The sequence below is a fragment of the Paenibacillus sp. AGC31 genome (genome assembly GCF_057334655.1).
Map to the genome: position 1 here is coordinate 101,241 of NZ_JBHFJH010000010.1, position 21,237 is coordinate 122,477.

Below are 21,237 nucleotides of genomic sequence, written 5' to 3' on the forward strand. Positions count from 1 at the left end.
TCTTTATTGAACTCCTCCCCCGTTAAAGGTATATTTAAATGAAACGCGTACGAAACTTTCCAAGAAAATAGATTTTTTCAGGAAATGACTTCGTTATTAAGGAATTATAGCCGGAATTGCTGCAATTCCCGAAGGCTCCAATCCATTCATGAAAGGTTTGATACCTGTGGACAATCGTACAACCCCACCTAACTTTATCAAAAATATTATTACCGAAGATCTCCGGTCTGGGAAAGTCCAGGAAGTTATTACCCGTTTTCCTCCGGAACCGAACGGTTATCTGCATATCGGCCATGCCAAGGCGATCTGGATTAACTTTACGCTGGGCGGCGAATTTGGCGGCAAAACGAATCTGCGCTTTGATGACACGAACCCGGTCAAGGAAGATGTTGAGTACGTTCAATCGATTCAGGAAGACGTGAAATGGCTCGGATACGAGTGGAACGAGAAACGTTTTGCCTCGGATTATTTTGATGAGATGTACAACCGTGCTGTCTTGTTGATTAAAAAAGGAAAAGCCTACATCGACGACCAAAGCGCCGACGAAATCCGTGCAATGCGCGGAACGTTGACGGAGCCGGGCAAGAACAGCCCGTACCGTGATCGTTCGGTGGAAGAGAATCTCGACCTGTTCACACGTATGCGTGCAGGCGAATTCAAGAACGGAGAGAAAGTGCTGCGTGCCAAGATCGATATGTCTGCACCGAATATCAATCTGCGCGATCCGGTTATTTACCGGATTTCACATGCACACCATCATAACACGGGCGACAAATGGTGTATCTATCCAATGTACGCCTTTGCTCACCCGCTTGAAGATGCAATTGAAGGTGTAACGCATTCCCTCTGTTCCTTGGAGTTTGAGGATCAACGCCCGTTCTATGATTGGGTTATCGCTGAATGTGAGATGGAGAGCCAACCACATCAGTACGAATTTGGCCGCCTGAACCTGTCCCAGATGGTGACAAGCAAGCGGAAGCTGAAACTGCTCGTGGACGAAGGCCATGTGGATGGATGGGATGATCCACGCATGCCGACGATTTCAGGTCTGCGCCGCCGGGGATATACACCGGAAGCCATTCGTGATTTTGTATTCGAGACAGGCATCTCCAAGAGCCAAGGGGTAATTGACCTGCAAACGCTGGAGCACTTTGTACGTGAAGACTTGAAACTGAAAGCTCCGCGCACGATGGCTGTCCTGCACCCGCTCAAAGTGGTCATCACCAACTATCCTGAAGGACAAGTGGAATGGCTTGAAGCTGAGAACAATGTGGAGAACCCGGAGATGGGTAATCGCCAAATTCCGTTCTCCCGTGAGATTTACATTGAACAAGACGATTTCATGGAGAATCCACCGAACAAATACTTCCGTTTGTTCCCTGGCAACGAAGTTCGTCTGAAACATGCATACTTCATCAAATGTAACGATGTGATCAAGGATGCAGAAGGTAATGTGACCGAGATTCATTGTACCTATGATGTGGAGACGAAGAGTGGCAGTGGATTCACTGGCCGTAAAGTCAAAGGCACCATCCACTGGGTAGAAGCGACTCAAGCGGTACCTGCTGAATTCCGTCTGTATGAGCCTTTGATCATGGATGAAGCACCGGAAGCAGAGGTCGAAGTGGCAGTAGCTGGAGCTGAAACTGAGGTTGTGGAAGAGCAACCGGAGAAAACGTTCCTGGATCAACTGAACCCGAACTCCCTTGAGATTGTTAACGGGTTTGTGGAACAAGAGATGAAGGAAGCAAACGCTCAGGATAAATTCCAATTCTTCCGTCACGGTTACTTCAGTGTAGATCCAAAACATTCCGAGCCAGGACGTCCGGTATTTAACCGGGTCGTATCCCTGAAAAGCTCATTCCAACTGCCAAAGGCATAAGGTAAAGTCAAGGCGTAGGATCAATGCTACAAGTTAAAGCTATAAGCCTAACCAGTAGACTTAAATTTATAAATGTAAAAGGCGTCTCCATGGCAATAACCCATGGAGACGCCTTTCTCTTTACTACACCTATGCTTAATCTTTTGTCTGAATGTTTGAACGGTTTATTTACACGATAACGGAGAAGACAGAAATAACCTGAAGAAGCAGAGCGTTCGCCTTTATCCCCGGATTTTACCCTTTGAAAAGGGAATCAAAAAATCCGGGGATAACAGCGATCGGAAGGGTATTCTGTCATCGTAGTGCTCTTGTGTAAAACGATCTCTCAACTCTTTCTAACAAAAGATTATCGGTCCTCATCCATATTGCCCATCTCCGTCAATACAACTGGCTGATAGCCGTTACGTCGATTCGATAACCACATGATGCTAAATCCAACAGCGCCGATGAGCGAGAAGAATACGCCAATGCTATACATGATTTCTGCACCGAAGCTCTGGAACAACCAGCCGCCGAACAGACCCGCAATAACGCCCGAGAGACCGCCCCAGGCCATCGTATATACCGCTTGACCGGAGGAACGATAAGGTCTTGGAATAAACAGCATGGTTAGCTGCGTACCCACATAGAAGTACCCACCAAACGTAATGGAGTGCATCAATTGAATGAATACAATCTCCAGTGGGTTGTTAGCCAGTGCCATGAGCTGCCAGCGAAGTGCAAACAGCACACTGATCAGAATGAGAGATGCTAAGAGCATGCTCATTTTACGCTTGAGCAAGCGGTCGAGCAGCAGGAATACGCCGACTTCGAGAATGGATGAGGTGAAGATGGCCCAGCCGACCATCTGTTTGTCACCACCCATTTCTACAATATATAGTGACATAAACGTACTGTTCATGGCATTAGGCACCGATACGAGTACACCCAGGCCGATAAATGCCATAAAATACGGATTGAACATGACTTTGCCAAACCGCCGAAAAGTAACCACGGGTGTATCCGAAGCGATCGGCTGTCTGGGTAGAAATACGGATAATACAAAGGCGGTGGCAATCATGCATGCAAATATAATGGATACACTGCCGATGCCAAAACGGTCAATGAGCGGTCCGGCTGCGACGGCAGTCAGTGCCCAACCGAGTGAACCCCAGAGCCGGAATGACCCGAATTTTTGGGTTGTACCATCGATATATCCGAGAATCAGACTGTTCGTTTGAGCAAATAATGGACTTTGAAAAAAATAAAAGAAAATCATGGCTACATAAATCCATGTATAAGTGGGCGCATAGAACACACCCTGGGCGAGCACAAATGTACCTCCCATCATAATCATCAGAATGATGCGAATGTTGCGAGATTTATCGCTCCAGAAACCCCAGAACGGGTTGGCAAACAAGGATACAAAAGGTCCAATCGCCATGAGACTGCCAATCTCCAGTTTGGTCATGCCAATCTCTTGCAGGTAAAGCTGCAGGAATCCGGCGAAGATCGAGATGGCTCCATATATGAAAAAGTTATATAGTTTCAGAGAAACCAATGAGGGATTGCCTCTTGAAGGTGCAGGTCTGTCCAATTAAGCCATTCCTTTCAAATGCATATTGTTCAATGTATCATTTGTTGAAAGGGGATTCAATGCATAGCGAACGTTTTGAAATTGATGCGGTCATACACATATCGTGATCTGAGGGAGGATAACAACATGAACACGAGGGAATGGACAGGCATCATATTGGCAGGAGGTTTATCCAGCCGCATGGGGACCAACAAGGCCATGCTGGAACTGAACGGTTCCCTAGTACTGCAACATGTTACAAAGGCCATGAGGCCCGCCGTATCCCGTATCATCGTGGCTGCCGGACCCAATGTGACAACCTACGGTGCAATGGGCTACGACTGCGTTCAGGATCACTATCCGGGGAAGGGGCCACTCGCCGGTCTCCACGCGGCGCTGGAAGCTTCCGATACAGACTGGAATCTGGTATGTGCCTGCGATATGCCGCTCCTGCAAACGTCTTTCTTTGATGGAATAAAAAAACTGGTCGAGTCGCATAACTCTTATTCTGCTATCGTTCCACGCGTGGATGGACATGTCCACCCTCTTGCAGGGGCTTACCACATACGAGTGCTCCCTGATCTGGAGCAGCGCCTGATACAGGATCATCTTCGAGTTATGCGATGGCTTGAAGAGATCGGTTGCTGTTATGTCGAAGCAGAAGAGCTTGAGAGAGCTGGCGTTCATCAAGTAGCGATGCAAATGAGTAATATGAACACGCCGGAAGAGTACGAACGTATCCGCAATCAAGATTCTGGACTCGATTCCGATCTGTAGGATACAGGATCACCTGATGTATCTGCATGATGATTGCGATATTGAAGCGGGCTTTGGCCTGTCCAACGTTTGAATTGTCTGCTGAAATGGGACAGATGGGTGTAACCGAGCTTCCACGCAATTTCCCCGAGCGACAGCTCTGGCTGTTCGATCAGCACTTTGGCCTCCTGCAACTTCAAGCTGGACAAGTAAGCTCTGGGCGATCGCCCGTATACCTTGCGAAAGACCTGTAGACCATATCCCGGGCTGATGCCAAACGAGGATATAATCTGCTCTACTTTGACCGTGGATATACTGCTTTCCTTGGTTCGAAGCTGGGCATGGAATGCCTGCTTGATTGCCTCCGCTATAGCTCCCGCATAATGCATGGCTGTTGGAGCTGGTGCATGTGAAGCAGCAACGGAAGTGGTGGACTCCGGTTCATTGTCAGCGGCTTGGAACAACAGGGCGAACAGTTCAAACATGCGGGCCTGCATGATCATTTTGTCAGTGGACGTGTAGGCCTCAGATATGTTAATCATGCCCATCCAGCTCTCCAGCACTAAACGCATCTTCCTATTATCTGCCGTACCTGCTGCGTAGATTCGGCTGTGCTGTGACATCAGCTTCAGGGTGAAGACGGGATCATCCACATTAAAGTGAGCGCTAAAATAAGTCATGCCTTCCGTGGATACACATTGATTTGTATGTTTGAACCCGGGAGGAATGAGAAGAATGGAACCTTCCTCCACGGTATAGGTATAACCATGAATCACACTCTCCTGCGTACCTTCGATGATCAACATAATCTCAAAGCCCGGATGTGATTCCTCCGGCATCGCCCATCCATAGGGTACTTGTTGGCTGTGCGCACCATAAAATTTGATGTTACAGTCGATAATAGGCAGCCAGTGGGCCAACGTATGGTGAGGCATTTCTCGGAGCTGTGATCGGATATCCATCATATTCACCTCGGAAAAGGGTAAAAACAACTTGCCTTATACAATCGGCACCCGTAGTATACTTCATTATAATTAGTTTAACGCAAGGATGGATGATCCATGGAACGCATCAGCGTTTTTAAGTGGTTGCTGAACAATCCAAGTTCTTCGACCCATAATAATGTAAACGCTACCATTATGGATTGGAATATGTCAACTCTTGCACACGTCAAGAACATTATATTTTCAAAAAGGAGATTAAATCATGGACAAATTATTATATGGTGTAGCCTACTATGATGAATATATGCCTTACGAAAGATTGGACAAGGATATTCAGATGATGAAGGATGCAGGCATCAACGTGGTCCGTATTGCAGAATCCACCTGGAGTACCCATGAACCGCAGAATGGCGTATTTGACTTTTCTTCCGTAGACCGTGTGCTGGATGCCATGCATGAAGCGGGAATTCAGGTTATCGTCGGGACACCAACGTATGCTGTTCCAACATGGATGGTCAAGGGACATCCGGACGTGCTGGCTACCACCTCTCAGGGACCTGGTAAATACGGCGCAAGACAGATCATGGATATTACACACCCAACCTATCTATTCTATGCCGAACGGATCATCCGGAAGCTAATCTCTCGGGTAAGCACACATCCAGCGGTTATCGGTTATCAGACAGATAACGAGACAAAGCATTACAATACGGCCGGAGATAATGTGCAACTGCAATTCGTCAAATATATGCGGAACAAGTTCAGTTCTCTGGAAGAGCTTAACAAGGAATTTGGTCTCGACTACTGGAGCAATCGAATCAATAGCTGGGAGGACTTCCCGTCTGTGGTAGGAACGATCAACGGCAGTCTGGGCGCTGAATTTGCCAAGTTCCAGCGGCAGCTGGTAACCAACTTTTTGGCTTGGCAAGTGGGGATCGTGAATGAATACAAACAGGCAGGACAGTTTGTTACCCAGAACTTTGACTTCGATTGGCGTGGATATTCCTACGGCATTCAAGGGGATGTGGATCATTTTGCCGCATCGAAACCTTTTGACATCACCAGTGTGGACATCTACCATCCTTCCCAGGATGATCTGACCGGCATTGAAATTTCATTCGGCGGGGATGTGGCGCGTTCGACCAAACAATCGAACTATCTGGTACTGGAGACCGAAGCGCAGGCGTTCTGGCATTGGGTTCCGTATCCGGGACAACTGCGTTTGCAGGCATTCAGTCATCTGGCATCAGGGGCGAACATGGTCGCTTACTGGCACTGGCATTCGTTGCACAATTCGTTTGAGACGTATTGGAAAGGATTGCTCAGTCATGATTTCGAACCGAATCCGGTGTACAACGAAGCGAAGACCATTGGTAGGGATTTTGCAAGACTGAGTCCTCAGCTTGTGAATCTGAAGAAAAAGAATCGGGTGGCAGTGCTTTTTAGCAATGAGGCTCTGACATCCATCAAATGGTTTGGTTTTAACTTCACCAGTGACAAGAACTACAATGACGTGGTGCGCTGGATGTACGATGAATTGTACAAGATGAACATTAGCTGTGACCTCATCGACCCATCGGTTGAGAGTTATGCGGAGTATGACGTGCTCGTTGTACCTGCTCTGTATGCTGCTTCGGATGCATTGCTGGAAAAATTGAATCAATTCGTACAGGATGGCGGACATATCGTCTACTCGTTCAAAAGCGGATTCACAAATGAGCATATCAAGGTACGCTCTACCCGCCAGCCCGGCTTAATTAGTGAGGCATGCGGGATCAGCTACAACCTATTTGTAGAGCCAAAACATGTTTCGCTGCGCGATGATCCATTTGGAGTTGGTGAAGAGCAGAACCAGGTCCACACCTGGATGGAACTGATTACACCAACAACGGCTGAAGTACTCGCTTGGTATGATCATCCACATTGGGATGAATATGCGGCAATTACCCAGAATGCCTATGGAAAAGGCAAAGCAACCTATGTCGGATGTTATACCAGTTCTGCGGTGATCCGTAAGGTGTTGGAACGTGTCATGAAGGAAGCGGGCTTATGGGGAGCTGATCAGGAGCTGGCTTTTCCTATCATTGTGAAGACAGGTGTGAACGATCAAGGGAACACGATTCGCTACTATTTCAATTATGCGGATGAGGCAACATCCTTCGTGAATGCTTATGGGGAAGGGACTGAACTTCTGGCAGGAACTCCGATTGCTGCGGGAGAGAAGATCGAGTTGGAACCATGGGGCATACGGATTATCGAACAATAATAAGAAATAATAAATATAGGTATATAAGTTGAATTCAACATTTCCAAACGAATATAAAGACCAAAGCGCCCTCGGCTTCCATGCTGGGGCGTTTGTCTATTTTAGCTCAGGAGTGGATGCGCTGTGTTTACCGAATGTTATCGGAAGCTGATAGATCCTTTCAAACGCAGCATTCGCAATAAATTGATCCTTACCATGACGCTGCTGGCCGTTCTTCCCGTCATTGCCATGACCGCTATGGCAGCCGAGAATACCCGCTCTTCCATGGAAGAGGAGATTATGGAGACCAACCGGGCGAATATGAACTGGGCCTCCATTTATCTGGGTGAACAGTTCGCCCGCATGAACAATATTATCTATTCGATTCAGATCAGTGACGAATTGCATCAATATCTGGCGTTGAACGAGGAAGCACCGGCGGCCAGCCGATTCGATGAACAGAAGGCCATGTTCAATATGCTCAACAGTGTATACTATTCGGCTGGCAATTATGTATTTGGCGTTGAACTCTATCTGAAGGAATTGGACACCCTGTTCACCTTCAACTCCATGGATTCGCGCATCAAGGCGGTATCGGAAATACCGGAAGGATATCATGAGCTTTTTGCACAACATAAAGATTTTACAATTATCAATGATCCGGACGATCCGCAAAAGTTTCATATGACCCGCAGCATGAACCGCTTCGAGGATCAGGCACAGATCGGGGCCATCAGTCTGGAGGTCAAGTGGGCTGAGTTCAATCAGACGCTGGAGCTGCTGGATAGCCGTGGAGACTATGCGGTATACATTGCTGACAGCGCGGGCAGTCCGGTCTATCAGCCAAACCAAGAGATTCAGCCGTCTGCGGAAGCGCTGGAGAAATTGGCAGGCACGAAAGAAAGTTCGGGCTTCATCCGGACAGCCAAAGAATATGTATTCTTTCACTCCATCGAGCCGTCAGGACTGCGTGTGATCAAGATTGTACCTGCCCATGTCGTTAACGAAAGTGCCTTGGAAACGATGAAATACGGATTGGTTGTGGGTGGCCTGGCCACCGTCATATCTGTGGGACTAGCTGCGCTGGTGGCCTGGCGGACATCGAAGCCCATTGTCAGACTGGCGAATTCCATGAAGGGTATTCAACTGATCAAGGACAGGGAAGTGGTACGAAGCGGCCGGGTAGATGAGATTGGTCTGTTGGAGAAAAATCTGCACGGCATGGCTAATCGTATTCGGGAACATATTCGCGACAACTACCTGATGAATCTGGAGAAGCAGACGGCCGAACTCAAAGCACTGCAATCCCAGATCCATCCGCATTTCTTGCAAAATACGTTGCAGATGATTGGTGGCATGGTCTACTCGCAAAAACCGGCAGACAGTTACAAGGTCATTCGAGCCTTGAGCGAGATGTTTCGTTATATTGTGCGAGCACCTGATGGGCTTGTGCCCCTGCAGTCTGAACTGGACCAGCTGGAGCATTATATGCTGATTCAGAAGCAGCGTTTTGCCGGCAGGCTTGAATATACCCTGGAGATTACTGGGGAACTTCGGGCGTGTTATATTCCCAAGTTGTCTCTGCAACCGATGGTGGAGAATGCATTTTTACATGGTCTGGAGAAGAAGCAGGGTGAGTGGAAACTGGGCATTGAGGTCGTCTGTGAATCCAAAGATGTAACCATTCGAATTCGTGATAATGGCGTGGGTATGGATGCTGAGAAACTAGCGGAGATGCAGTCCCGACTGGAGCGGCTTACCTGGGAGGCAGATCGGGTGTGGAGTTCAGGCACGAGTATTGGACTGGTCAATGCAGCTTCACGAATGGTGATGCATTTTGGACCTGAATACGGGATGAACATGGAAAGTGAATACGGACAGGGGACAAGCGTTACAGTACGAATACCCTGCAATACGGGAGGCGAAGCCTTGTGAACAAAGAACTGTACAGAGTGCTGCTGGTAGATGATGAACCGTGGAACCGGGATATTCTGCGCACCCTTGGAGATTGGAGTGAGCTAGGCATGACCGTCGCAGGTGAGGCAGAGGATGGTGAGCAGGCCATACAACTGGTCAAGCAGCATCAGCCTCACATTATCATTACGGACATGCGCATGCCCGGCACAGACGGTGTGGAGCTGCTACAGACGTTGAGCGGACAATACCCTCGGATCAAGGTAATCGTAGTGAGCGGGTATGATGACTTCAATTATGCCAAACATGCGATTCGCCATCGGGCTGCAGATTATCTGCTCAAACCGGTGAATCCGGATGAACTGAATGGTGTACTGGCCAAATGTGCAAAAGAATTGGAAAAGGCTGAATCTGCGCCTGAATCATGGGAATCGTATCCCTCTGCGTTTGCTGGTGAGTTCTCCCTGTTTCAGCAGCAGGCTCGTTTGAGGTTTAATGACCTGAACGTCCAGAGTCTGCGTGAGTGGTTCCAACAATTACAGCAGAAGCTGGAACGATGCGAGATTAACAGACCCCGGCAGCTAGGGCGGGTGGCTTATGAATTACAGGCTTTGCTGGATGAGTTGTGCGTCTCCAACGGCTTGTACGAGCGGCCAGTGGCAACGGCGCTACCTCCTTCAACAGCGCTGGCTTCCATCGAATCCACGATCACATGGATTTCGACTCCATACTACCAGGCTTTGGAGCAGCTCATTGCACAGCGTAAATTCAAGAACAAGCTGAACCTGGACGAGGTGAAGCAATACATGGAGCAACACTGTATGGAGATGATTACGCTGGAGCAGCTCGCCCAGATCTTTTTTGTCAGCAAGGAATATCTCAGCAAGGTATTCAAGAAAGAGTATGAGGTGAACGTGACCGACTATGTTGTCCAATTACGTATGACGAGAGCGAAAGAATGGGTGATGGATGAACAGATTCCGTTCAAGCATGTTGCCGAGATGGCGGGTTATGAGGATGTGTCCTACTTCTATCGGGTTTTCAAAAAGCATTTCGGAGTATCTCCTGGGGAGATGCGGAAGGGACAACCTCGTATGTCAGGCAATTCAAGCAGCAGCACGGAATGAGTAGTTCGAGAGAGCATTTGCAGCAGGATTAAGGTTTAAAATAATCCAATACACAAGTCTAATTTTGTCCAATGAAGCGCTTTCATTCTCTGATATATAATGAGCCTATGAAAGACAAACCAGTTACACACCGGGAGGTCATAAGAGATGAAAGTATGGAAAAGTGTAGCAAGTGCAGTACTGGTCAGTGTTCTGCTCGCAGGTTGCGGTTCCAATGCAGGGACGGACAATGGGCAGGAGGAATCGGCATCAGGCAGCACGGTATCACTCAAAGTATTCGTTGCACAACCTCGGCTGAAAGAACACTACGATAAATATATAGAACAGTTCAAAGCCAAGGAGAAAGCAGAGAAAAACATTGAGGTGAACGTGCAACTGGAGATGCCGCCAGCGGACAATGCCCCTCAGATTCTGAAGACTCGTCTCGCCTCCAATGATGCACCGGATGTGTTCGCCCTCCATGCAGTCAATGAGATTCCACCATTCAGCAAAGCGGGTTATCTGGAAGACCTGTCGGGCCAACCTTTTGTCGATAAGCTGCTGGATTCGGTTAAACCTTCCATAACGGATGCGGAGGGCAAAATCGTAGCTGTTCCATTGGAAACAGTATCATGGGGCTATCTGTACAATAAAGATATTTTCAAAGAGCAAGGGCTGGAAGTGCCAACGACGTTAACAGAAATGAAAGCGGTCGTGGAGAAACTCAAAGCAGCCAACATTACACCGTTTGAACTGTCCTACAAAGAAGCCTGGATTCCGCAATTATTCCTGCCGCTTACCGTGGGTGCATTAACTCAGTCTGAGCACAAAGACTTCGTGGAGAAGATGAATCAGGATCAGGGCTCCTTCTCCGATATGAAAGCATTGTTTGATATCTTCGATCTGGTTAATGCCAATGGAACGGACAAAGCGCTGGAAGTGGGCGGAGATGATGGTTCAGCAGCCTTCGCATCAGGAAGCGCCGCGATGTGGATTCAGGGACCATGGTTTGCCGAAACCATTCTGAAGTCCATCCCGGACTTGAACTTTGGTGTAGCACCCATGCCGATCAATGACAATCCGGATGATACCAAAATCAATCTGAGCACCTCCACTTCACTGGCAGTATCGTCATCTAGCAAAAACAAAGAAGTGGCACTCGATTTCGTGAACTATATTCTCGATGACAAGGATTCAAGTGCATTCTTCGAAGCACTCAAGTTCAATCCGATTGCCAAGATCCATGACTTCAAGAGCTTCCCGTGGGTAGACGATGCCCAGAAATATGTGAGTGAAGGTAAAGCATATGAGGACCCATCCCTCCCTCAAGCGGTGAAAGACGAGTCAGGCAAAGCGTTGCAAGGTTACTACTCTGGGCAATTAAATCAACAGCAGGTTATCGATGCGCTCGACAAGGCGTGGAAATCCTACAACAAAGTCAACAAGTAAGGAGCTGTAAGGAATGGAGTACCTGCTTTTGTTTTGTTGACAAAATCTCAATGGGTTTGGGAGTGTAATCAACAAATGAGCGGTACTTTATTTCGTTACAGTCTCCAAGCAGATGATATGGCAGGCAGAACGTTCTTCGTTCCCTCGTTTACAATCATCCGCTTCGAGTGAAAAGGGGGAGAACCAATGGCTACGAATGTGTTCAAGAAGTATCTGTCACTGCTCGCGTTCACTGCGCCTGCCTTTGTCATCTATGCGATTTTCCTGCTGTATCCCACGTTTAGTGGCATGTTCTATAGTCTGACGGATTGGAACGGACTCAATCGGGATTACAGCTTTATCGGTCTGGGCAACTTCGTGGAATTGTTCAAAGAAGATCCCGACTTTCTGAACTCCCTGTGGTTCACGATGAAATATGTAATATTTATGCTGATTCTGCAAAATGGAATTGCCTTGCTGCTCGCTGTGTTGATTGAGTCACGAACGCGCAGCAAAGGGCTTTTCCGGACGTTGTTCTTCATGCCTAACATGATCAGTACAATCATCAGTGCTTTCATGTGGACATTCATCTTCTCTCAGGTGCTGCCACAGCTCGCAGAGAAACTGGCCTTTTCGTTCCTCGACCAGCAATGGCTGGGTGATCCGAAGTTTTCATTTTACTCCATTATGATCGTATCGCTCTGGAACGGTGTAGGGTATATGATGATCATCTATCTGGCTGCTCTTCAGGGTGTGCCGAAAAGTCTCAAGGAAGCGGCTGTTATTGATGGGGCCAACGCATTCCAGGTGCTGCGCAATGTGGTGTTGCCAATGATTACTCATGCCGTGACCATCTGTTTCTTCCTTACGCTGAACGGAGCATTCAAAGTGTTTGAAGTGGTGTATGGACTGACGGGTGGTGGACCGGGCCGGGCCACGCAGGTGATCACGATGAACATCTATGAAGAAGCGTTCTCCAACAACTTCAGATACGGCTATGCGAGTGCCAAATCGGTTGTGCTGTTCATCATCGTACTCATCTTTACACTCATCCAGATCACCGTCATGAAGAAGAAAGAGGTGGAAGCATGAGGATGCAACGACTGAACAGTTATCTGATTCGACTGCTGCTGATTCTGGGCTCTCTCGTTGCCATGCTGCCGATCTACATGGCGGTGGTGAACTCTTTCAAAACACAGGGTGAGATGTTCCAATCCTTTCTCGCGCTGCCAACAACGCTTCACTGGGAGAATTATTCGGACGCGTTTAACAAAATCAATCTGCTGGGCAGTTCGATGAACTCGGCGATTGTATCTTTTCTGGGCATCGGGGGAATCGTCTTCTGTGCCTCACTTGCGGGATACAAGCTGTCACGTACCTCCGGACGTTTGAGCAATCTGATCTTCTTCCTGTTTGTTGCGTCCATGCTGGTACCGTTCCACTCAATCATGATTCCGCTGACACGGGTAGCCAAAGGCATGGGGGTACAGGGAAGCACGTACGGATTGGCCCTGATCTATATCGGGCTTGGTGTAAACATGGCAATCTTCCTCTATCACGGGTTTGTGAAGTCCATTCCGCGTGAATTGGAGGAGTCGGCTCAGATGGATGGATGTAATGAGTTCCAGACGTTCTTCCAGATTATCTTCCCGCTATTGTTACCGATCACAGTTACCATCGCGATTCTGGACTTCCTGTGGATCTGGAACGACTTCTTGTTGCCACTACTCATGTTGACCGATGTGAATCGTTATACGCTGATTCTGTCCACGAACATGCTGTTTGGAGAATATAACAAGGAATGGCCGTTGATTCTGTCCTCCCTGGTACTGACTGCGATTCCGGTTATTCTAATCTATGCGTTTTTCCAGAAGTTCATTATGGAGGGTATTGCGGAGGGTGCGGTCAAAGGGTAGAACATTCAAAGGAATCCCGGAGCGCAGCTGGTATTTGCCCGTACTGGTATTCGGCTAAACTTACAAAATTTACGCGAATAGCCTTGATCTGAAGGACATGGTCCTTCCAGGTCAAGGCTGTTTTTTGATTGCGAAGTCAGGAAACAGTATTCGTCGAAGTCAGGATTCAGAATCCATGAGCCTCTGGACAGCCTCTGCGAGGCATTGTAGTCCACGCTCCATCTCATCAGGTGAGGCATAAGCGTAAGACAGCCGAATGTGACTCGCATCCAGCCGGTCATACAGGTAACCCGGGTGGATAAGTACATTTTGCTCCAGACAGGTATGGAACAATTGGCGGATGGAGAGAGGGGAGACCGTGAATTGCAGCCAGATATAAAATCCACCAGCGGGTATTTCCCACTCCGCAATACCATGAAAGTGACTTTGAAGCAGCTCCAGCATGGTATCTCTGCGTCTGCGTAGTTCAGGGCGAAGGCGTTCCATATGTCCAGCGTGATGTCCTTCTGCGAACCACAGGGCAGCAGCTTCTTGGGCGAGTGAACTGGTACCATAATCGGTCTGCATCTTGATATCGGCGAGACGGCGAATGACCGGCTCTGGCCCAACTAGCCATCCGAGGCGCAATCCAGGACTGACTGCCTTTGACAGGGTGCCCATATGCAGCACCCGTCCTTCCTGGTCACGCGCCTTCAGTGATGACGGAGGAGGTTTATCCAGCCACAGATCACTGTAGGCGGCATCCTCCAGTATGGAGATGCCTAGTGTTCGAGCGATGGTCATGAGTTCTTCCCGGCGGTGATCACTCATGACAGAGCCGGTGGGATTGTGGAAGCTCGGGATCGTGTAGAGAAGCGAGATATGATCTTGATCTTTGACATGCTGCGCAGCATCCTCCAGACGTGCAATGTGTAGACCTTCGTTATCCATCGGGATACCACTCATTTTCAACCCTGCTGACTGAAAGGCGTGAATCGAATAGAGATACGACGGTTTTTCCAGCAGAACCGCTGATCCGCGAGGGAGCAGTCCGACCGAAATCAAGTGCAGTGCCTGAAGAGAGCCGGATACGATCAGTATGGAATCTGGAGAGGCTTGAATGCCAGTAGCCTGCAAATGGACTGACAAAGCCTCACGAAGCTCCAGGCTTCCTTGAGGTTCCAGGTAGTTGAGTATACGCGAACGATGGGATAGGGAATACAGTATGTCGTTAAAAGCATCCTGAGGCATCAGCTCCGGGGCAAGCTCCCCTGTGCCAAGACGTATGATGCCGGGCCGAAATTCAGCCTGATTAATCTGCTGGATCTCAGGCAGGTTGGGATAATACCAGCCCTCCTCGATGGCTTCGTTCCAGTTGGGCATCGCTCCATGAGCCATACCATGCCAACCAGAACCGGAAATATAGGTTCCCCCGCCATGTCTGCCCTCAATGAGGCCAGCGGCGGTCAGGTTATCCAGGGCAGTGACCAATGTACTGCGGTTTACCCCCATGGACTCAGCCCATATTCGCTGTGAGGGGAGACGATATCCTGCTGACCATTCGCCCGTTGTGATTTTCTGCCGGACATAGGCTTCAATCTGGCGATATAAGGGCAAGTTGAGAGAAGGGTTCGGCTTCCACCCCATGTTTAGCCGAGAATCAGAACGTTCCATTACAGGCAGAATCACCTCCGTTTTTCTTTGTAACGAACACTATATCATTTGGTTGGGTCTGATGCCATCCAAGTGGTTGGTTACGCCAGCCATCATCTGCCCTACTATGGAATACAGAGATAAGGGGGAAGAACGATGGAGATTGTTATTCATGCAGTGGTTCTGGCGTTTGGCCTGATTTTGCCACTGGGTGTGCAGAATGTATTTATTTTTAACCAGGGCATGAGCCAGAGGCGTTATATACATGCACTGCCTGCTGTAATAACGGCAGGGGTCAGTGATACGTTGTTGATCGGGGCAGCCGTTGGAGGAGTATCACTCATTTTGCTGCAGTGGCCATTGCTGGCGAATGTGTTGTATGGAGCAGGAAGTTTGTTTTTGCTGTATATGGCTTGGAGTATCTGGAGGTCGTCCGAATCTGTGGAAGGTTCGCAGACGGTAATGTCAGCGGGGCGACAGATTGCGTTTGCCGCATCGGTATCTTTACTCAATCCGCATGCTCTGCTGGACACGGTTGCTGTGATTGGCACCAGTTCACTTCACTATGAAGGGGTGGAGCGCATCTATTTTGCCCTGACAGCCGCGGCTGTATCGTGGATATGGTTCTTGGGACTTGCAGGCGCAGGAAGGGTGATTGGCAGAACGGATCGAACTGGACGCATCAGTCTGGTGTTTAATCGGTTGTCCGCTGTGGTCATGGTTGGGCTGGCAGTTATGATGCTGTGGAAGCTCATCTATGCATAGAAGGACCGTGATGTGGCTCATCCTGTTTAAAATAAAAAAACTCCCCGTGACGTCAATCGCACGGAGAGTTCAATGTGGTTGCTGAATGTGATTATCAGCATGCCTGGTGATCAAGTTATTGAGTTGGAACTGTAATGCTCGATAATGCTTTGGTGTTGTGTCTCTTATATATGGTTGGTCATTTGAGTTAGGGAAATCATAATCGGATCTATTCTGCCTTCAGCAGCATGGATTCAATAAACACTTTCAGATCACGGCTTACACTGTTCAACTGATCAATGACCTCGCTGAACTCGGTTACCAGCACCGCTTGTTGGTTGCTAGACTGTGAGATGGATGTGATCTCCTGCTCCATCTGCTGAATGGAATGCTGAACATCCTTCAAGGAACGTTCGATATTCACCGTAGCTTCTTTGGTACCCGTAGAAAGTTTCCGCACTTCAGATGCAACGACGCTAAATCCGGCGCCTGCTTCACCTGCTCGGGCTGCTTCGATGGCTGCATTCAGGCCTAGCAGATTGGTCTGTTCTGAGATTTCACGGATGAATGCGGCGACCTTGTTGACTTCGCCTGAGTTCTGCACAGCCATGCGGGTATTATCCAAAATCTGCGTGGAAGATGCCGTCAATTGCTCGGATTGGGCGGCTACCGTCTGCACCATATCTGTTAATTTTCCGCTGATACCGCCGATCAATTCAGTGAAGTACTCCAGTTTTTCCTCGTTCTGAAGAGAGAAACCAATGGCAAGTGTGCCCACGATATTTCCTTGTTCATCCCGAAGTGGGGTGGCCGCCGAGTTGATGGATGTACCATAGAATTTTGCATCAATACGGTTCGCTGAAGTTTCCCCATGTATAAGTGCCCGGCGGAGTGTAGGGTCATCTAGGGAAACAGGGTCTCCTGCCTTGATGCCCAGATCGAGTTTGTTGCTGGGAACATAATACCAGAACTTCTCCGTATCGGTTACCGCAATCATGATATCATGTTCTTTCAGCATAATTTTAAAATATGGACTTGCTGCAACGAGTGCTTCAACGATGTTCAATAAGGTTCAGCTCCTATAATGTATATGTATCATCTAGATGTATTGTATACATCGTCAGAATGAGGTTGATCTTGAAGACCCAACAAGGGCATAACGTATATTAATTAAATTTTCAACAATTGAAACAGGGGAATTGGAGTTTTTCAGAAATTTATGAAAATATAACGAAAAAGCAGACAAGAACATCATGTTCTTGTCTGCTTGGGGTATTCGCCTATTCCTTGTGACACGCTCCACTTCACGTTATGAATGCTGATTCACGTAAGGGGTCACCGCGCCAGCGTTACCTCTTCCGTTGTGTGAAGAGGTCATCCTGACAGTACAGATATATATCCATACGCAGGAAAGCCCGGTTGTGTTATATGCGTACTGTTGTTATCCGCCAATCTGGGACATGCGGCGTACCGTCGGCGTATGAGATTGCATTTTTTGTTCCAAAGCCAGAGCCATCTCATGATTCTTCGGTTTCGTACCCAGCGCTTTGAGGAAAAGTGCCGCCATGGCATCCGGATCATCCACGAAGCGGCGAACATTATACTCATCGGACCAGTAGAGACAGGCTTTGATATGTCCGTCAGCGGTCAGCCGAAGTCGGTTGCAATTGTCACAGAAGTGATCGCTTACGGGGTGAATCAATCCAAATGTGCCTTCGGAGCCCGCAATTTTCATATTTCGTGATGGGCCATTGCCCGCAGGGCCTGTTGTATTTTCTACCGTCCAGCCTGCTTCAGCACATACATCTGTCACGGCTTCCAGCGGCAAATAAGATTTGCGCCATGAATCCGAAGCCTGTCCAATCGGCATATATTCAATAAAACGCACATGAAGAGGTTGATCAATCGTCATTGCAATAAAATCTTTGATCTCATCATCGTTGATACCCTTCATCAGCACAACATTCAGCTTGATCGGAGCAAGGCCAGCGGCAGTTGCAGCTTCAATGCCTTTCAGCACCTTGTTCACATCTCCGCCGCGGGTAATCATGGAGAAGCGATCAGCGCGCAGGGAATCCAGACTGATGTTAATCCGGTTCAACCCAGCATCTTTTAACGCCTGAGCTTGTTTGTCCAGCAGAAGAGCGTTGGTAGTGAGAGCAATATCGTCAATCCCGTCAATCGCCGAGATCATGCTGACGAGCTTGTGCAGATCCTTGCGTACCAATGGTTCGCCCCCGGTGAGTCGGACTTTGCGCATGCCCATCGGGGCAAGTACCTTCAGCACCTGTGCTATTTCTTCGTAGCTCATAATCTCATCATGTGGAGCAAATTCCATACCCTCTGCAGGCATACAGTACACACAGCGTAAATTACAGCGGTCCGTAACAGAAATACGGATGTAGTCATGTATCCGGCCAAATGAATCCTGAAGCAGTTCCATGCAGACCACCCTTTCATCGGTTCAGATTGGAAATCTTCTATTATAAATGATACGACAATTTCAAAAGGAACAGTTGCATCAAATTTTAGCTATTTCTCCAATCCGCGTCAACGATGACGTCAGATGACAGCATTTTTGGCGGGGTGATTCAGATGGAATTGTCCCACGAGTTGTTGCAGAAAGACCGTAATGACTTCCACGTTATGCGAAGAATGCTGAACCTGCAACATATCACGGATTAGTTCCATCATCTCTGCTTCCACCTCAGCAGAAGTCGCCCGATTTTGATGGCTGATTGCAGCAATATTCTCCATCAGCATGATCACTTGATCCACGACTTCTGTGCGCTCAGGTTCTTCGGCGGTAGCATTTTGCAAAAGTTGCGAAGCGGCCTGAACCAGTGTTGTTCCTTCAGCCAGCACCTGATCACCCTCTGTGATTAATTGAGATGCGGCTCCTGCTGCCGTTGAGATTCGGTCCAGAATCTGATGAATATTTTCAGTTGAAGAGCGGGATAACTCGGCCAGCTTGCGGATTTCCCCTGCCACGACTGAGAACCCTTGGCCATGTTCGCCCACGCGTGCAGCTTCAATGGTGGCATTCAGAGCCAGCAGGTTGGTCTGAGCTGAAATTTCATCAATGACAGCCAGTGCACGGTAAATCTCTTTCATGGTATCCATGAAGGACAGGATGGTACGGTTGGTATCGGACACCGCTCCTGAGATTTGGGTCATTTTATCGCCGATTCGTTCCACTTCCTGTTGAGCCACGCTGATCTGTTCGGTAGCAGAGGTCTCCAGTTGTTGCAGCGTTATGCGCATGTGATCAGCAGCGATCTTGGCCTGGTCGAGATCTTCCAGTTGGGTGCGAATGGCCTGAATCATCGAACCAAGCTTGTAGTTCACACGCTCAGTCGTACCTTGGGTTGTCTCTGTTGAAGTTCGCATCTGATACTGATTATCCATAACGTCTACCGTGGCAAGTTGTACCTTCAGCATAATGCCTTCCAGAGAATCGATCATGTTGTTGATCCACTTCGCCAGTTCACCTGATTCATCTTGGGCAAAAGCAGACGTGTCCAGGCGCTGGGTCAGATCACCCCTGCCTTCGGCGTTAATTCGAATAAATCGGCTGATGCGACGCAAGTCTTCATGAACTCGTTGATATTGGCTGCGATGCAGCTGTAATGCAGTGAAGAATCCGAATAACACATTAACAGCGGCCATTGCTGCTGCGCTCCACCCACTACCAGTGAGGGCATAGACAAGAGCTGCTCCTGCAACGCCTGACAAAAGCGTGAAGAGACTGTGTTGCTTGAACTGGCGCCAGCCGATGCTTCGTATCCGATACACTTCTTCCAGATCCCCTTCACACATCATGCCCCAGCGATCAGGACAGTGTGGCAGCTGGAAGGTGATGCCTTTGCCGATCACAGAAATATGGCGGTAATCCGAGTAGCCGGGAAAGGCTACGAACAGATTGGAACCATTCTGAATGGTGTTTGCTACTCCGGGGTGTAGTTCTCCGGTCGATGGATCAGTGAACATGAGTTCCAGTTCGGTATGCTCCTTGACGGAAACGATACCCCATTCGGTGGTGACGCCATCTTTGAGATTTTCCCCATGCGTAAAGGTACGGTCTTCGAAGCGGCTTCGGGATAAGGCGGTGCCGGGTTGCAGATGGGGCCTTAATATCGACTCAGCCATAAAGAGATAATTGTCACCAGAATCAGGATAGATATGACCAGATTCTCGTTGGATCAGGTCACCGAGTACATCCCCGGGAACACGACTGCATAATGAACCAACATATCGACCTTCCTGCAGGATTGGGGAGATAAACAGCAAGGTGACATCATCGTGAAAAGCGGACGAGCGTGGACCAATATCCAACGTCAGTGGATCAGAATAAGGACCATACAAGCATTTTTTGCCATGACGATCTGCTCTGGAGTATTTCAATCCTGGTCCAATTAAAGCTTCGTAATCTTCATAGATCTGTCCAATATGTTTCTTATATGTAGAGAATACTACCTGATTCTGTTCGTTCAGCATGAATAGCTCCGTACTGTCTACGGCTCGAATATAACTGGATTGAAACCATGCATCTAGTTTGCTTCGTTGCTGTGAACCTTGTAATACATCCTCTAATTGGACCGACTGTATCTGTTGAAGCAAACGATCCAGGTGATTCCATTGTTCATCTGCCCAGTCCATCATAAGCTGCCGTCTCGTTTCCGCAATCCCCTCAAAAATCTGTTCCACATCTTCCTTCATATGTGCGTTCAACCGATACGATCGCCACAGCGGCAATCCTTTTCTCCATCCCAGCCAATCAAACATCATGACCACCCCAATTTCTGGATTCTATATTCAATCTTTATACAAGAAAACGAACAAGAATACGAGGGGATATGTCATATTTTCCGAATATTCATTCAATAAATACAAATGATCGTACGTTTATTGTTAGGTGAAATATATGTTAGCTTTCTACCAAGGAAATTCACATGAATACATCTGAGAATGGGTCTCATTTTACATTGTGTAACATGAACAGGCCCATACTCAAAACACACTGTATAATGTAATCCCCGCCCAAAGCGATATAGTATTATCTAACAAGCAAAACCTGTTACGTTCGTGTATATAAACCTCCCATTCAGCCTTGGT

Annotated in this window: 15 protein-coding genes; 9 read left to right on the forward strand and 6 right to left on the reverse strand. The window is 48.2% G+C overall.

The features are described 5' to 3' along the window. Positions 1-148 precede the first annotated feature (148 nt). Entirely contained in the window at positions 149-1,882 is a 1,734-nt protein-coding gene (locus ACE04G_RS06480) for a glutamine--tRNA ligase/YqeY domain fusion protein (RefSeq protein WP_449004054.1), read from the forward strand. A 346-nt stretch (positions 1,883-2,228) separates the two neighbouring features. On the opposite strand, the gene ACE04G_RS06485 is transcribed toward ACE04G_RS06480, so the two are convergent. Then, entirely contained in the window at positions 2,229-3,422 is a 1,194-nt protein-coding gene (locus ACE04G_RS06485) for an MFS transporter (protein WP_036667790.1), read from the reverse strand. A 162-nt stretch (positions 3,423-3,584) separates the two neighbouring features. On the opposite strand from ACE04G_RS06485, the gene mobA reads away from it, so the two are divergent. Beyond that, entirely contained in the window at positions 3,585-4,214 is a 630-nt protein-coding gene (gene mobA, locus ACE04G_RS06490) for a molybdenum cofactor guanylyltransferase (protein WP_339305959.1), read from the forward strand. On the opposite strand, the gene ACE04G_RS06495 is transcribed toward mobA, so the two are convergent. Continuing rightward, complete coding sequence (locus tag ACE04G_RS06495; protein WP_449004053.1) at positions 4,184-5,158, reverse strand: AraC family transcriptional regulator; 975 nt, start codon at positions 5,156-5,158, stop codon at positions 4,184-4,186. The two genes, mobA and ACE04G_RS06495, sit on opposite strands and share 31 nt — an antisense overlap. A 241-nt stretch (positions 5,159-5,399) precedes the next feature. On the opposite strand from ACE04G_RS06495, the gene ACE04G_RS06500 reads away from it, so the two are divergent. The 6 genes from ACE04G_RS06500 (at position 5,400) to ACE04G_RS06525 (ending at position 13,746) form a co-directional block, all read left to right on the forward strand. Beyond that, a complete protein-coding gene (locus ACE04G_RS06500) occupies positions 5,400-7,403 on the forward strand; it encodes a beta-galactosidase (RefSeq protein ID WP_449004052.1) in 2,004 nt (667 codons plus the stop codon). A 123-nt stretch (positions 7,404-7,526) separates the two neighbouring features. Then, positions 7,527-9,317: a sensor histidine kinase gene (locus ACE04G_RS06505; RefSeq protein ID WP_449004051.1), complete on the forward strand. Its 1,791-nt coding sequence runs from the start codon at positions 7,527-7,529 to the stop codon at positions 9,315-9,317. Continuing rightward, positions 9,314-10,423, forward strand: a complete 1,110-nt coding sequence (locus ACE04G_RS06510; protein ID WP_449004050.1) for a response regulator transcription factor — start codon at positions 9,314-9,316, stop codon at positions 10,421-10,423. The genes ACE04G_RS06505 and ACE04G_RS06510 overlap by 4 nt, the downstream gene beginning before the upstream one ends. A 147-nt stretch (positions 10,424-10,570) precedes the next feature. After that, positions 10,571-11,851, forward strand: coding sequence for an ABC transporter substrate-binding protein (locus tag ACE04G_RS06515; protein ID WP_449004049.1), 1,281 nt, complete (start codon positions 10,571-10,573; stop codon positions 11,849-11,851). A gap of 186 nt (positions 11,852-12,037) precedes the next feature. After that, the gene (locus ACE04G_RS06520) at positions 12,038-12,922 is read left to right on the forward strand and encodes a carbohydrate ABC transporter permease (RefSeq protein ID WP_221825474.1); all 885 of its coding nucleotides are present in this window, start codon (positions 12,038-12,040) and stop codon (positions 12,920-12,922) included. Continuing rightward, complete coding sequence (locus ACE04G_RS06525) at positions 12,919-13,746, forward strand: carbohydrate ABC transporter permease (RefSeq protein ID WP_047840740.1); 828 nt, start codon at positions 12,919-12,921, stop codon at positions 13,744-13,746. Before ACE04G_RS06520 ends, ACE04G_RS06525 begins: the two co-directional genes overlap by 4 nt. A gap of 159 nt (positions 13,747-13,905) precedes the next feature. Here the strand turns inward: ACE04G_RS06525 and ACE04G_RS06530 are convergent, their stop codons facing one another. Next, entirely contained in the window at positions 13,906-15,399 is a 1,494-nt protein-coding gene (locus ACE04G_RS06530) for an aminotransferase-like domain-containing protein (protein ID WP_221825471.1), read from the reverse strand. A gap of 135 nt (positions 15,400-15,534) precedes the next feature. Here ACE04G_RS06530 and ACE04G_RS06535 point away from each other — a divergent pair, with 135 nt between their 5' ends. Then, on the forward strand, positions 15,535-16,143 hold the full coding sequence (locus ACE04G_RS06535; protein WP_221825469.1) for a LysE/ArgO family amino acid transporter: 609 nt from the start codon (positions 15,535-15,537) through the stop codon (positions 16,141-16,143). 208 nt (positions 16,144-16,351) lie between these two features. Here the strand turns inward: ACE04G_RS06535 and ACE04G_RS06540 are convergent, their stop codons facing one another. From ACE04G_RS06540 to ACE04G_RS06550, 3 genes are all read right to left on the reverse strand, one after another. Further along, positions 16,352-17,188, reverse strand: a complete 837-nt coding sequence (locus ACE04G_RS06540) for a methyl-accepting chemotaxis protein (protein WP_221825467.1) — start codon at positions 17,186-17,188, stop codon at positions 16,352-16,354. A 375-nt stretch (positions 17,189-17,563) separates the two neighbouring features. Next, positions 17,564-18,565, reverse strand: a complete 1,002-nt coding sequence (gene moaA, locus ACE04G_RS06545) for a GTP 3',8-cyclase MoaA (protein WP_017691896.1) — start codon at positions 18,563-18,565, stop codon at positions 17,564-17,566. Positions 18,566-18,684: 119 nt separating this feature from the next. Beyond that, positions 18,685-20,910, reverse strand: a complete 2,226-nt coding sequence (locus ACE04G_RS06550; protein ID WP_449004048.1) for a methyl-accepting chemotaxis protein — start codon at positions 20,908-20,910, stop codon at positions 18,685-18,687. Positions 20,911-21,237 lie beyond the last annotated feature (327 nt).